This is a genomic window from Gelria sp. Kuro-4 (assembly GCF_019668485.1).
Taxonomy (GTDB): domain Bacteria; phylum Bacillota; class DTU030; order DUMP01; family DUMP01; genus DUMP01.
Genome location: NZ_AP024619.1, coordinates 540,588 through 553,893, shown reverse-complemented (window position 1 = coordinate 553,893; position 13,306 = coordinate 540,588). Strand labels below are relative to the sequence as shown.

The 13,306-nt window shown below is 68.2% G+C and carries 14 protein-coding genes and 1 riboswitch; of the genes, 2 read left to right on the top strand and 12 right to left on the bottom strand.

All coding sequences use genetic code 11. From position 1 onward, the window contains the following. Positions 1–2: 2 nt before the first annotated feature. Complete coding sequence (gene yyaC / locus K5554_RS02900) at positions 3–629, top strand: spore protease YyaC (protein WP_221039649.1); 627 nt, start codon at positions 3–5, stop codon at positions 627–629. On the opposite strand, the gene K5554_RS02895 is transcribed toward yyaC, so the two are convergent. Further along, the gene (locus K5554_RS02895; RefSeq protein ID WP_221039648.1) at positions 626–3,373 is read right to left on the bottom strand and encodes a cation-translocating P-type ATPase; all 2,748 of its coding nucleotides are present in this window, start codon (positions 3,371–3,373) and stop codon (positions 626–628) included. The genes yyaC and K5554_RS02895 overlap by 4 nt on opposite strands. Before the next feature lie 435 nt (positions 3,374–3,808). On the opposite strand from K5554_RS02895, the gene K5554_RS02890 reads away from it, so the two are divergent. Continuing rightward, positions 3,809–4,909 (top strand): zinc-binding dehydrogenase, encoded by a 1,101-nt coding sequence (locus K5554_RS02890; RefSeq protein ID WP_221039647.1) that lies wholly within the window; start codon positions 3,809–3,811, stop codon positions 4,907–4,909. An 83-nt stretch (positions 4,910–4,992) separates the two neighbouring features. On the opposite strand, the gene K5554_RS02885 is transcribed toward K5554_RS02890, so the two are convergent. From K5554_RS02885 to K5554_RS02835, 11 genes are all read right to left on the bottom strand, one after another. Beyond that, the gene (locus K5554_RS02885; RefSeq protein WP_221039646.1) at positions 4,993–5,151 is read right to left on the bottom strand and encodes a hypothetical protein; all 159 of its coding nucleotides are present in this window, start codon (positions 5,149–5,151) and stop codon (positions 4,993–4,995) included. A gap of 1 nt (position 5,152) precedes the next feature. Next, positions 5,153–6,268: an NAD(P)-dependent oxidoreductase gene (locus tag K5554_RS02880; protein ID WP_221039645.1), complete on the bottom strand. Its 1,116-nt coding sequence runs from the start codon at positions 6,266–6,268 to the stop codon at positions 5,153–5,155. 100 nt (positions 6,269–6,368) lie between these two features. Continuing rightward, positions 6,369–6,617: a YkuS family protein gene (locus K5554_RS02875; protein ID WP_221039644.1), complete on the bottom strand. Its 249-nt coding sequence runs from the start codon at positions 6,615–6,617 to the stop codon at positions 6,369–6,371. 51 nt (positions 6,618–6,668) lie between these two features. Then, entirely contained in the window at positions 6,669–7,415 is a 747-nt protein-coding gene (locus K5554_RS02870) for an aspartate/glutamate racemase family protein (protein WP_221039643.1), read from the bottom strand. Positions 7,416–7,454: 39 nt separating this feature from the next. After that, positions 7,455–8,801, bottom strand: coding sequence for a TRAP transporter large permease subunit (locus tag K5554_RS02865; protein WP_221039642.1), 1,347 nt, complete (start codon positions 8,799–8,801; stop codon positions 7,455–7,457). 170 nt (positions 8,802–8,971) lie between these two features. Beyond that, on the bottom strand, positions 8,972–10,174 hold the full coding sequence (locus K5554_RS02860; protein ID WP_221039641.1) for an FAD-binding oxidoreductase: 1,203 nt from the start codon (positions 10,172–10,174) through the stop codon (positions 8,972–8,974). Beyond that, on the bottom strand, positions 10,171–10,446 hold the full coding sequence (locus tag K5554_RS02855; protein WP_221039640.1) for a (2Fe-2S)-binding protein: 276 nt from the start codon (positions 10,444–10,446) through the stop codon (positions 10,171–10,173). Before K5554_RS02855 ends, K5554_RS02860 begins: the two co-directional genes overlap by 4 nt. Then, entirely contained in the window at positions 10,436–10,861 is a 426-nt protein-coding gene (locus K5554_RS02850; RefSeq protein ID WP_221039639.1) for a 4Fe-4S dicluster domain-containing protein, read from the bottom strand. Before K5554_RS02850 ends, K5554_RS02855 begins: the two co-directional genes overlap by 11 nt. Beyond that, positions 10,837–11,949: an NAD(P)/FAD-dependent oxidoreductase gene (locus tag K5554_RS02845; protein WP_221039638.1), complete on the bottom strand. Its 1,113-nt coding sequence runs from the start codon at positions 11,947–11,949 to the stop codon at positions 10,837–10,839. Before K5554_RS02845 ends, K5554_RS02850 begins: the two co-directional genes overlap by 25 nt. Next, positions 11,931–12,248 carry a (2Fe-2S)-binding protein gene (locus K5554_RS02840; RefSeq protein ID WP_221039637.1) on the bottom strand — a complete coding sequence of 106 codons (318 nt, stop codon included), beginning with the start codon at positions 12,246–12,248 and terminating at the stop codon, positions 11,931–11,933. The genes K5554_RS02845 and K5554_RS02840 overlap by 19 nt, the downstream gene beginning before the upstream one ends. Before the next feature lie 123 nt (positions 12,249–12,371). Continuing rightward, a riboswitch (Lysine riboswitch) is annotated at positions 12,372–12,557 on the bottom strand. An 85-nt stretch (positions 12,558–12,642) separates the two neighbouring features. Continuing rightward, positions 12,643–13,305 (bottom strand): phosphoribosyltransferase, encoded by a 663-nt coding sequence (locus tag K5554_RS02835; RefSeq protein WP_221039636.1) that lies wholly within the window; start codon positions 13,303–13,305, stop codon positions 12,643–12,645. Position 13,306 lies beyond the last annotated feature (1 nt).

Genomic DNA, 13,306 nt, shown 5'->3' with positions numbered 1-13,306 from the left:
CCGTGGCCGGCCTGTTCAGCGGCAGAGGAGAACGCTTCTTTGCCGAACCGGAGTTCCGGGTGACGGTGGACGACGCCCTGGCCGTACATAAGCTGGCGGTTGCGCTGGGACGGCAGCTGCGTCTCCTCGCCGGCGGCCGCCGCCCGCTGGCTGCCCTCTGCGTCGGCACTGACCGCTCCACCGGCGACGCCCTGGGGCCGCTCACCGGCAGCCGCCTGGTGGAACTAGGCTGCCCGGATCTTACGGTGCTGGGCACCCTGGCTGAGCCGGTGCACGCCACCAACCTCGAGGAGGCCTTGATGCGGCTGAGGGAGTGCCCACAGGCTCCGGTGGTTGTCGCCGTGGACGCGTGCCTGGGGCGCCTGGAGAGCGTCGGTTCCATTACGCTCGCCCGCGGTGCACTCCGCCCCGGGGCGGGGGTAAATAAAAACCTGCCGGCGGTGGGCGACCTCCACATCACCGGCATCGTCAACGTGGGCGGGTTCATGGAGTACATGGTGCTGCAGAACACCCGCCTGCACCTGGTTTATCGCATGGCCCAGGTTATCGCTTCCAGCATCGCCATCGCCTGCCGGGCCGTGGGGGCGCGCCAGGCCGCGGCCGGCGAGGAAGAGCTCTGCAAAACCTAGGAGGCACGGTGGTCGCCTGCTGGGGCGACCGCCTTTCTTTTGTCCCCGTTGCCCGTAAGCAGCGGCCGCAGCTGCTTCCAGGCCTCGGCCGCAGCAGCCGGCAGGAAGGCAGCCGGCAGGATAAGCCGCCACTCGTTCCAGGAGAGAGGAATAGTACGGAAAACGGGCTGCAGGGCCGGGACGTAAATGGTGCTGAGGAAAAGCAGCAGGGAGAAGCCGGTGCCGAGGAAAAGGCTCGGGTTGCTGAAAAGCCCCAGGCGCAGCACCGGAATGCGCTCGGAGCGCGAGGTGTAGGCGCGCAGCAGCTCCGCCAGCACCAAGGTGGTAAAGGCCAGGGCACGGGCGCCGGTAACATCGTAGCGCCCCAGGGCCACGGTGAACACGCCCAAGGCGGCCGCCGTGAGCGCCGCACTCTGGACGATGATCCCCAGCGTCATGGGCCGGTCTAAAATAGGCTCCCGCGGCGAACGGGGCGGCCGGTCCATAATACCCGGCTCTGCCTTTTCCACCCCCAGGGCGAGCGCCGGGAAGGCATCGGTCAGCAGGTTCAGCCAGAGGAGCTGCACCGGTAAGAGCGGCAGCGGCAGCCCGAAGAGCTCCGCCAGAAAGACGATGAGTACCTCGCCTACATTGCAGGAGAGGAGGAAGTAGACGAACTTGCGGATGTTGCTGTAGATGACGCGGCCTTCCTCCACCGCCGCCACAATGCTGGCGAAGTTGTCGTCGGTCAGGATCATGTCGGCCGCGCCCTTGGCCACGTCTGTCCCGGTGATGCCCATGGCCACGCCGATGTCGGCCGTCTTGAGGGCCGGGGCATCGTTGACACCGTCGCCGGTCACGGCAACGACCTCGCCTTGTTCCTTCAGGGCCTTGACGATCGCGCTCTTGTGTTCCGGTGCCACGCGGGCGTAAACGTTCACCGTGCGCACCCGCTCCCCCAGTGCGGTCGGGCTGAGCTTATCGAGCTCAACGCCGGAGAGAACCCCCCCGGCTTCCACCAGCCCCAGCTCCCGGCCGATGGCAGCGGCCGTGTCGGGGTGATCGCCCGTGATCATTACCGTGCGGATGCCGGCGCTGCGGCAGCGCTGTACGGCCGCCTGTGCCTCGGCGCGCAGCGGGTCTTTCAGACCCGCCAGGGCCACGAAGGTGAGCTCTTCTTCTACCGCGCTCAGGTCGGCCTCCGCCGGGAGTTGAGGCAGGTGCCGGTAAGCCAGGGCCAGAACGCGCAGGGCTTGTCCGGCCAGAGCTGCGTTCGCGGCCAGAATCTCCCGGCGGCGGGCCGGTGTGAGCTCCTCTTCCCGCCCGTTTACCAAAAGGCGCGTTGCGCGCCCCAGCACCACGTCGGGAGCGCCTTTGGTGAGTACCAGGTAACCGCCCGCGGGAGCCGGGTGGATGGTGCTCATCAGTTTCCGCCGCGAATCAAAGGGCACCTCAGCCACGCGCGGGTAGGTGCCGGCCAGGTCCGCAGGAAAAAGGCCGCCCTTGGCCGCCAGGCCCAGGAGCGCCCCCTCGGTGGGGTCACCGGCGAGGTGGACGCCGCCGTCCGCTTCTTGCTCCACCCGCGCATCGTTGCAGAGGGCGGCGATGAGGAGCGCCCGGGCCAGGTCGGGATCACCGGCCGGTTCCACCTTTTCCCCGGCGCGGCAGATGGCGCCTTCCCGCCCGTAGGCTGCGCCGGACACGCTGTAGGCGGCAGCACCGCACCAAAGCTCCACCGCCGCCATTTTGTTCTGGGTGAGGGTACCCGTTTTATCCGTACAAATAACAGTGGTCGAACCCAGCGTCTCCACCGCATGCAGGCGTTTCACAATGGCATTGCGCTCCACCATGCGCTGCATGCCCAGGGCCAGGACGATGGTCACCACCGCCGGCAGGCCCTCGGGAATGGCCGCCACCGCCAAGCTCACAGCCACCAGAAACATTTCCAGGAGGCGCGCGCCGGTGTGCGCGCCGCGCAGGAAGCCCGTGAGAAAAACCACGCCGCAGATGACCAGGGTGATGGTGCCCAGGGATTTACCCAGGGCATTGAGCTTTTGCTGGAGCGGGGTGAGCTCCTCCGGCGCCGCTGCCAAAAGGCCGGCGATGCGGCCCATCTCCGTGGCCATGCCGGTGGCGCAGGCCACGCCCTCACCGCGCCCGTACACCACCGTGGTGCCCATGTAAGCCAGGTTACAGCGCTCTGCCAGGGGCGCTCCGGCAGCCAGCACCGCGCCGGCATCCTTTTCCACCGGCACCGACTCTCCGGTGAGCGCCGCCTCTTCGATTTTCAGGCTGGCCGTCCGGGTGAGGCGCAGGTCGCACGGCACCACGCTGCCGGCCTCCAGGAGCACCACATCGCCCGGTACGATGGTCGCCGCCGGCACTTCGAACACGCGCCCGCCCCGCAGCACCCGGGCCTGGGGGGCGGCGAGCTGTTTTAGGGCCTGCAGGGCGCGCTCCGCCCGGCCTTCCTGGATGACGCCCAGGACGGCGTTGAGGACCACGATGAGCAGGATAAGAGCAGCATCGGTGCGTTCCCCCACGGCGAAGGATACGGCCCCGGCGGCCAAGAGGATGATGACGAGATAATCCTGAAACTGCGCCAGGAGCTTGCGCCACAGGGGCTCTCCTTCCTTGCCGCCCAGTTCATTGGGCCCGTAGCGCTCCAAGCGGGCGGCGGCTTCCTGCGGGGTAAGGCCGCACTCGGTGTCCGTCCCCAGTTCCCGGCCGGCGGCGGCCACCGACAGTGAATGCCAGGCTTGCACTTAACTTCCTCCTTCTGCAGTCTACGGTAAAAAGGAAGCCAGATCTGCGCGTGAACAGGTCCGCCACTCCAGCGCCCGCTTTGCGAAGCGATTGTACGAGCTTTCCTTGACGCGTTGGGCGCGAGCCGACCCGGATCGCGGACGATGGGTTGAGCTTTTTCCGTTGCACATCGGCGTCGCAGCGTGGCGCAAAACGTAAAGAAGCGAGACCTTAAACATGCGTTTAAGGTCTCGCTTTCTGCCGGGTGCCAGAGGACAGGCCAGGACGCGCGTCCGGTGTTGTTGACCTGCCCGGGGTTTCCCAAGCTACTCCCCTTAATCCAGGTTCATTATACCCCATTTCTCGCGGTCTGACTAGAGGGATTTTGCGCCTGCGGCGCGAATAAAGTGGCAAGCGCGCTTAGCGCCGGAGCTCACGTGGAAGGAAGTGCAGGCATGGTCAAGGCGGCGGTTATGGAAGCGCCGGAGCAGCCCGTTCAGGTGAGAGAATTCCCCGAACCGGTGCTCGAGCCCGGCGGCGTGGTCCTTAAAACCCTCTTTTCCGAGGTTTGCGGCACCGACGTGCACCTCTGGCACGGCCGGCTGGCCGAGGTTCCTTACCCCATCATCCCGGGGCACATCAACGTGGGAGAGGTGGAAGCAACCGGCGGTGAGGTGCGCGACGGGGACGGCGAGGTCCTCAAGCCCGGCGACGTAGTGACGTTTCTTGACGTCCACGGCACCTGCCACAGCTGCTGGTACTGTGAGGTGGCCAAGGCCTCCACGCGCTGCCCCAAGCGGCGCGTGTACGGCATCACCTATTCGGCCAGCGAGGGCCTCTTGGGCGGCTGGAGTGAAAAAATCTACCTTAAGCCGGGCGTGCGCATCGTGAAAGTACCGGCGCATGTGCCGCCCGAGGCCGTCATCGGCGGCGGCTGCGGCCTGCCGACCGCCTTTCACGCCGTGGAGCGCGGCGGCGTAGGCCTGGCCGCCAGCGTGGTGGTACAGGGAAGCGGCCCGGTGGGCCTTAACGCGGCCCTCCTTAGTGTTCTCGCCGGTGCCTGCCGGGTGATCCTGGTGGGGGCACCTCGGCTGCGGCTGGATTTTGCCCGCTCGCTCGGCGTCGATGAAGTGATCGACATCGAGGAGGTCCCGGCCGCCGAGCGCGTAGCACGCGTAAAGGCGCTCACCGGCGGACGCGGTGCCGACGTCGTCATCGAGGCCACCGGCGTTCCCGCGGCGCTGAAAGAAGGGCTCGCCATGACGCGCGACTGCGGTACCTACGTGGTGGTCGGGCAGTACACCGACCACGGCGAGGTAACCCTTAACCCGCACTGGGACATCAACAAGAAACACGTGGACATCCGCGGCACCTGGGGCATCGACTTCAGCCACTTCTACCGCGCCCTTAAGGTGTTGGCCAAGCATAACGACCGCATCGGCTGGCAGCGCTTCATCACCCGCCGCTACGCCCTCGGCGAGGCCAACCTGGCCCTGGCGGACGTCGAGGCCCAGAGGGTGATTAAGGCCGTCATCGACCCCCGCGCCCCGTTCTAGGGCGCTCGCGCGCTGGGAGACCCGGCCCAGGAGCCGTGCTTTTTCCCGCGCAACGAAAACCAGCGTACCAAGCTGCTGCCCTCTCAGGCCCGGTCTCTGTTTCTTCCTGCGTGCCGGCGCGCCGTCAGGCGGGAAGCGCCCTGCGGGGCACGGCGGCGCAGGCCATCCAGGCGCCGCCGGCCCAAGCTAAGAAGGAGGCCGGTGGCCGTCAGGATAAGCAGCGCCGGGAAAACGGCCGCCATTTTACACCTCATCCTCGGCCGGGTGAAAGGTAAGCCCGTAGAGGCGGGCGGCCCGTTCATCGGTGAGGCGCCCGTCCACGCAGGCGAGGCCCGCCCTAAGGCCGGCATCGGCCCGCAGGGCCGCGCGCCAGCCGGCGGCGGCGATGGCCTTGAGATAGGGTAAGACCACCGTGGCGAGCGCGGTGGTGGCGGTGCGCGGAAAGCGCGCCGGCAGGTTGGGAACGGCCAGGTGCCGCACGCCCTCTTCCACATAGATGGGATCGTCCCAGGTGGTGAGACGGCTGGTCTCGACAGCGCCGCCCTCGTCCACGGCCACATCGATGATGACGGCGCCCGGCGCCAGGAGCTTCAGGTCAGCGCGGGCAACCAGGTGTTCCCCCCGCTCCCCCGGGCCCAGGGTGACGGTGTTGATGAGCACCTGACAGCCGGCCAGGCAGCGCGCCAGCGCGTCACCCTGCGCCACCACGGTGGCGACGCCGGGCGGCAGCTCCCCTTGGAGCGCCCGCGCCTGCTCCAGGCTGTGCCCTACCAGGACGACCTGAGCCCCCAGCCCCGCGGCGGCGCGCGCGGCCGCCCGCCCCACCCGGCCCGGGCCAAGGATGACCACGCGGGGCGACAGCAGGCCGCTCACCCCGCCGAGCAGCAGGCCGGGGCCACCGCGGTCCGTGCGCAAAAGGTCGGCGGCCACGAGGACAGCGGCCTGCCCCGAGATCTCGCTCATGGCAGCCAGCACCGGGCGGACGCCGCCTGCGCCCTGAACCTTTTCCCAGCCCAGCCCCACCGCCTGTTTTTGAAGGAGCGCCTTCAGGAGCGGGCGGTTTTTGCTGAACATGAGGAAAGCGAGCAGCACCTGCCCGGCCCGGAGAAGTTCCACTTCCTCCTCCACCGGCTCCTTTACCTTAACGATCACCTCGGCCGCCCGGTAAAGTGCGGCCAGGTCGCTCACCACCTCCGCACCGGCCGCGGCATACTCGGCGTCGCTCCAGCCGCTCCCGGCACCGGCGCCTTCCTCCACCAGGACGCGGTGTCCCAGGCGCGTAAGTGCCGCCGCCCCGTTCGGCACCACGGCCACCCTGAGTTCCCCCGGCACCCTTTCCCGGGGTACAGCAATAAGCACGGCAATCCCCCCTAAATTTCCCTTTCGGCGCCCGGCCCGGCTTTCCTGCTCCCGGCGCACCGGGGCGGGAAAAAAGCGATGAGGCAGGGCTTTTCCTGCCTCATCTGGCCTTGTCCAGGCGTTCTTTGATGTCTGTCAGGACCTCCTCCGGGGTCCGCCCTTCGGCGGAAATCACCGGGACGGCCGTGGTGCGGTCGGCCATGCCCAAGAAGGAGTCATCCTGCCCGCTTATCACCACGGCCGCGGCGTCTTCCTGTCTGCCGCTGAGATCCACCACGTCGTACCCTTGCCGGGTCAGGTACTTTTTGACGTAGTCCAGCCCGGCCTCGACGGCGATCCTCTCTGCCACACAGCCACCTCCCGCAGTTCTTGCTGATAGCTTTTCCGCGCTCCCGCGGCTTTATCCGGAAACAGCCGCCCACCCGGCGAAGGGAGGGTAGGTAGAGCACGCGCCGGCGCGCGCCACCAGGTGGCACAGGCTCACGATATCGAACACGGGAAGGCGGCTTTCCTCCTGCACCGCGCGTGCAAAGGGCGGCAGGTTGGTGCACTCGAGGACGATGGAGCCGATCTCCGGGTGAGCGGAAGCCAACCGGCGGGCGGCGTGGCGCACCTCGTTTTCGACAGCCGCCGGATCCAGCGTTGCTTCGCCCCGAATAAACGTGCGGGTGAACTCCGGGGCCTCCTCCAGCCCGTAGATCACGTGCGGCACTTCTTCTGCACCCACCGCGGCCAGGTGGCGCGGTGAGAGGCTCGGTGCGTGGGCGGTGATGATGCCTACCGGCCGCCCGCCGGTGAGGCGCCAGGCCAGCGGCACCTGCAGCAGGCTCGATGTAAAGAGCGGGACCTTCACACTGGCGGCAAGCTCCGCCTGCCAAAGGGCAAGAAAGCCGCAGCTCGTGGTGATGGTGCGCACCCCAGCGGCCTCAAGTTCCTGCGCCGCCGCGATGAAGGGCGTGAGCAGGGCCGGGTCCGCCTCTTCAACCACCTTAAGCGGTGAGGCACCCTTAACCACCTGGTAACGCACCGGAAATGGGAAGGTGGCGGCGTTGCCCACATCGCCCGGGAGGCGCGGGAAACGCGTATCCAGCATGATGATTCCCAGGACCTGGCCGTAGTTGGTGTAACCGCCCTCAATCAGTGCCATGCCGCTTCTCCTTTCGCCTGCCGCGCGCCGGCCCGCCGGCTAGAACAGCTGGAACCAGGCCGCCAGGCCCGTCAGGGCGAAGTAGAGGGTAACCGGGAGGGCCATCAGCATCACCCGCACCGGGTCCACCTTCTTGGCCAGGATACCGCCGACAATCCCTACCACCACAAAGGTGGTCAGGCACACCGGCGGCATGGACTGCCCGGCCATGGCCAGGTGGGCCGCGCCGAGCGCCGCCTTGGCCGGGGCGACACCCAGGTTTTGAGTGAGGATGGGACCTAGAAAGGGCACCAGCGTGTTTTGCGCGGTGGTCTGCGACCCGGTGAGCATGCCCAGGAGGAGCATGGCTGCGCCGCCGCCCAGCTTAAGCGCCGCCGGTGTGAGGCCCTTGGTGAAGGCCACCACCTGGTCGATCATGCCCGAGGCGTAAAAGGCACCGATCATGACGCCGGCGCAGAGCTGGATCTGTACGGTTTTAGAGACGGCGGCCAGACCCTTGCGGAAGATGGTCCCCGCGTCGCGGCGCACGCGCCGGAAGGTGAAGGCCACCAGGGTGGCCACGATGATGGCCTGGATGATGCGGTTGGTCAGAGCCTTGGCGATGGGGACTCCCGCGAAAGGAAGCAGCGGGTCCAGCACCTTAAGCAGTTCCACCTTGAAGCCGGACCGCAGCACGACAATGCCCGCCAGGACGGCGAGGGGCAAAAGGCGCAGCCATTCCTGCGCCAGAATCCGGCCGGCCGTCCGGTCCGGGATAAGCTCGGCGGGCAATTCTTTGATGCGCACGTAGCGCCAGACGGTGAAGAGGCCCACGATGACGCCGAGGCTCACGGTTACGTAGCCGGTGTTCACCACCGGGTCGACCGGCGTACCTACCAGGCCGGCGGCTAGAAAGAAGGCCTGGGTGATGGGCGGCATGATGGAACCGAGGATACCGCCCAGGAGGATGATGACACTTGTCTCCTCGGGGCTGAGGCCCAGCTCCGCCAGGGAGAGCACCACCAGCACCCCGATGACCGTGACGGCGGCGATGGCGTCACCCAGGAGGGACCCCGCCAGCACCAGGGTGAGGAGCACCGCCGCGATGAGCCCCTTGGGCGAGCGGCCGAAGAGGGCGCGGAAGGTGTTGAGCACAGTGTCCATGGTGCCGAGGCTAACCTGGGACTGGGCATAAATGCTCCCGAAGATGGAAAGGCCGATCACCCAGGCGATGCGGTCGATGCCGTCGATGGCCGCCAGGAGGGCCGCGCCCGGGGCCACGCCGCCGAAGAGGAAAGCCAGGAAGGCGGCGGTGAGAAGCCCCAGGCGCACTTCCCCGCCGATTTTGGGAAGGGGTATCAGGATAATCAGGAACAGGGCCGCCACCGGGATGAGGACGCTCAACACGGGCCAACCACCTCCTCGCCACTGCAGGTCTCGTTTGAATAAAAAGTGCGGGCGGCACAAAGGGTTCTCCCGTCGGGCGCGAGATCCGACCCCGATCGCGAACGACGGGCGATACAACTTTCGCTGCATCACCGGCGCCGAAAGAGTATCTTCTTTCGTCGGCTGGGTGCTCAAGGCGTGACCTTCAGCTGCCCGCCCTGGTCTTTGCCGCGGGCAAAGCGGTCCACGGCGAACTCGGCCAGGGGAAACGACGTTCGGCCGCTGAGGATGAGCTCCGCCAGCAGCCGGCCGGTGATGGGGGCCAGGGCGATCCCGTCACCCTCGTGCCCCGCCGCAATGTAGAGATTCTCCCACCCCGGCGCTTTGCCGAGGAAGGGCAGGCCGTCGGGGGTGTACGGGCGGAGCCCGGCAAAAGTGCGGACGGCGTGGAGCCTCGCCAGCGCCGGCATGATACGGGTGGCGTGGCGGACGACTGCCCTGATGCCGAGCGGCGTGGTCCCCTTATCCCAATCCACAAATTCCCGCGTGCTGCCGATGAGAAAGCCCCCGCTCTGCGTTTGCTCCAGGGCCAGCCCCACCCCCAGGCGCAGCGCCTCGTCCTCCGCCGCCGCCAGCAGCTCCGGGTGGTACTTGGCGGCGATGTAGCGGGCACAGAGGAAAATGTGGTGCACCAAGGGCGGAGCCGGCTCCGTTACCACCAGCTGGCCGCGGCGCGGCCGCAGCGGCAGCTCCAAGCCGAGCGGGGCGACGAGCTGCGGGGTGAAAACGCCCGTGGCGAACACCACCGCCCCCGCGGCGATCTCTTCTCCCCCCGCCACCACGGCGCTGAGGCGCCCGCCGGCGCGGCGCAGCCTCTCGAGCGGCGTCCCCTGGCGCAGCGTCGCCCCCAGCCGCGCTGCGGCCTGAGCGAACCCCAGCACCACCTGCAAGGGATTCACCTGGCTGTCCTGGGGGCTGTAGGTGGCACCCACGATGTGCGGTGCCAGGGCGGGTTCCAAGCGGCGGGCCTCGTCGCCGGAAAGGAGGCGCACGTCCAAGCCGATGGCCTGTTGCTTGGCCATAAAGGTGCGCATGGCCGGAAGTTCTTCTTCGCGCTCAATGACGATGAGCCCGCCGCAGTTGTTGTACTCAATATCCCACTCCAGCTCGTCCGCCAGGCCCCGATACAGCTCCGCGGACGCCAGGGCCAGCGACAGGTGTACCCCCGGGCTTTTCGACTGGAGGATCACAAAGCCGTCGCAGGCGGAAGACGTCTCGGCGCCCAGTTCCGCCCGCTCCACAAGAAGAACATCCGCGCCCTGCTTGGCCAGGTAGTAGGTGACGGCGGTGCCAATAACGCCGCCGCCCACCACCACCACATCCGGAGCCTTCATGCCTTCTCCCCCTTCAGGCCGGCCAGCATCAGCGGGCGCGTCGGCGGGCGGTAAGTGCCGGGGGGGATCTGGGCCGGGCTCTGGCCTGTCTCCTGGGCGAGAAGCTGGATGATCAGGCGACGGCAGGTGCATCCCTGGCAGAGGCCCATGCCGGCCCGGGTGAATTTTTTGATGGCTTTCACCGTGGTCGCTCCGGCGCGGATGGCACGCCGGATGTCGCCCTTGGTTACCTCCTCGCAGCGGCAGATGATCACATCGTCGTCATTTCTCATCGCTCAGCCTCCTCATCCCCCGCACTTCCGCGGCCAGGGCACTGGGTACGGCCAGGGTAACCAGCCAGGTGCCGTCCGAGGTGCGCACCTGGCGCACCGCCGTCACGGGAGCGGCCGCCACCGCCCTGCCTTCACGGTCTACGGCGGTCACCACAGCGCCCACCTTAGGCAGCGGCAGGAACTCGTAGGGGAAGGTCACCTCGGCCGCCTCGCCCTCTTCCTTCACCAGGAAAATGGCCAGGCCCGGGCAGGCGGCGACGCACAGGCCGCAGCCGCTGCACTTGGCTGGGTCCAGGCGCGGGCGGGCCGTGATAGGCTCGCCCACCTGGATGGCCCCCTGGGGACAGGCCGTCTCGCAAGGGTTGCAGGGAATCTCCTCGGGACACTCGATCACTGCCACCGGCCGCCGCTGCATTTGAGCCACCCTTTCACGATTTCCTCCTGGGCGCGCCGGCGCCCGCCGCCGAAGGGCCCGCTGCGCAGGGCTTCGAGCCTGCGGCGCGCCGCTTCCTTTTCCGCTTCCAGCTCCGGGCCGCCCCGGCCGGCGAAGGCCGCCGCCGCCAGGCCGGCCAGGCACCCCTCCTCCAGGGCCGTGGAGGCCTCCTCTACGCCGGCCGCATCCCCGGCGACAAAGAGGCCGGGTACGGTGGTTTCCATGTCGGCGTTGTGGAGCGGTACATGCCCGCCCAGGGGGCCGGAGTATGCAAAGCGGCACCCGGCCTGCCACGCCAGCTCCGTGAGCGGAGTTAAGCCTACCGCCAGGCAGATGAGGTCCACCGCAAACGTCTGTTCGCTGCCCCGCACCGGCCGCCCGTTGTCATCCAGGGCCGCAATGGTGACCGCCTCGAGCTCTCGGCCGCCGGCGGCAGCCAGCACCGTGTGCCGCGTCCAGATGGGAACGCCCGCGCGCCGGAGCTTCGCCGCATGGACGGCGTAGCCGCCGATGTGCGGCGCCGCCTCCACCACTCCCAGCACCTCAGCCCCCGCCTGCAGGAGCTGGTAAGAAACGATCAGCCCGACGTTGCCGGCCCCCACCATAAGCGCCCGCCGCCCCGGCAGCACGCGGTGGAGGTTCACGAACGTCTGCACCGCCCCGGCGCCCATCACCCCGGGCAGGGTGCAGCCGGGAAAGGCCAGGGCGTTTTCGCCGGCGCCGGTGGCCAGTACAATGGAACGCGCCGTAAGGGTGGAGGTGGTACCCTCCCGGGCCACGCCCAGGGTGTGGTCAAAAAGGCCGTAGGCCACTGTATCCATCCACAAGGCCACGCCCTGGGCCCTGCAGGCGGCCCCCAACTCGGCCGCGATGCGGAAGCCGCGCACCCCGGCATGGTGCGCCCGGGAACCGAAAAATTTATGGATCTGTTTGCGCAGCTGCCCGCCGGGCACGGCGTTTTCGTCGATAAGCACCACGTCCGCTCCGGCTCGGCGGGCGGCCAGGGCCGCCGACAGCCCGGCGGGCCCGCCGCCCACCACGGCCACCTCCGTCACTTCCGCTCCGGCCACTGCCCCAGCCCCCTTTGCGTCTCCACCTTCATGCCCGCCCGAACCGGGGTGACGCAGGTACGGACGTTGGGGACGCCGTCCACCGTCATCACGCAGTCGGTGCAGCGCCCGATGCCGCAGAAGGGGCCGCGCGGCTCGCCGCGCCGCTTGGTGGTGCGGAAGGCGCGGATGCCTGCGGCGAAAAGCGCGGCGGCGATGGGTTCGCCGGCGCGGGCCGGTACCTTTTTGCCGTCCACCTCAATCCAAACCACCGGGGCCGCGGGCAGCGGGCCCAGGATGGGGTGTTCTTCTATGCGCAACTCTTCCTCCCCCTTTACCATTTCTGCGCTCCGCGCGGGGGGGTTCCCGCCGTAAAGACGCAAAAACAGCCAGGCAGACAGGCCTGGCCGTATAGGCGCTTGAGCCCATCTCTCCCTCCCCAGCTGTGAGATAGCTCACCACCTGCGGTCCGGGGTGGCCGCAGGTGACAGTCCGGCAGCTCTTAACTGCCGACCCAGCTCAGGCGCCTGGAGCGGTCGCCCGGCTTCGGCGGCGGCCCCTTTCCCCGCCCTTCTCCGCTGCCCTGCTCTGGGCGGCTACTCATGGCCTGCCGCGCCTCTACCCCACCTCAGCGCTACAGCGCGTCGCAAGCAAGGACTGAGATGAGGCAACTATTCTTTTAATTCATATCTTACCGCTCATTATCCGGGGGTGTCAAGGGGGATTCCCGGGGAGCGAGCCGGGGTCTTCCCAGGCGGCCTTAAGGAGACGGATCACCTCGTCGTCACTTACCGGTGGGAAAGCGGCGTAGTACTCCCCCACAGCCTGAAAGGCGGGCGGCTCCTCGAGGCAGAGCACCTCATCGGCCACAGCCCGAAGGCGCGCAATGCTCTCGGCGGGGCCCACGGGGACGGCCAGAGTAAGGCTGGCCGGCCCGTCCCGGCGCAGAAGACGCAAGGCCAACAGGTCTGTGATCCCGGTGGCCACGCCGTCATCCACGAGGATGACATGCCGGCCGCCGACACGGGGCGGGGGACGGTCACCGCGGTAAAAGCGCAGGCGGCGCGCAGCCTCGGCCGCCTGGCGCGCCGCTTCGCGCCGCAGGTAATCCTCGCCGACGCCCAGACGGGCAATGAGGGCAGCGTCCCTGAGCTCGGTACCGTCGGGGGCCACGGCGCCGATGGCCAGCTCGGGATTAAAGGGGCTGCCTATTTTGCGCGGTTGGATGATGTCGAGGTCGCCGCCCAGGCGCCGCCACACGGGGAAGGCCACCGGCACCCCGCCCCGTGGAACGGCCAGGATGAGCGGATCCGGCTTCGCCACCTCGGCGAGAGCGACGGCCAGCTGTTCGCCGGCTGCGCGGCGGTCGCTGAACATG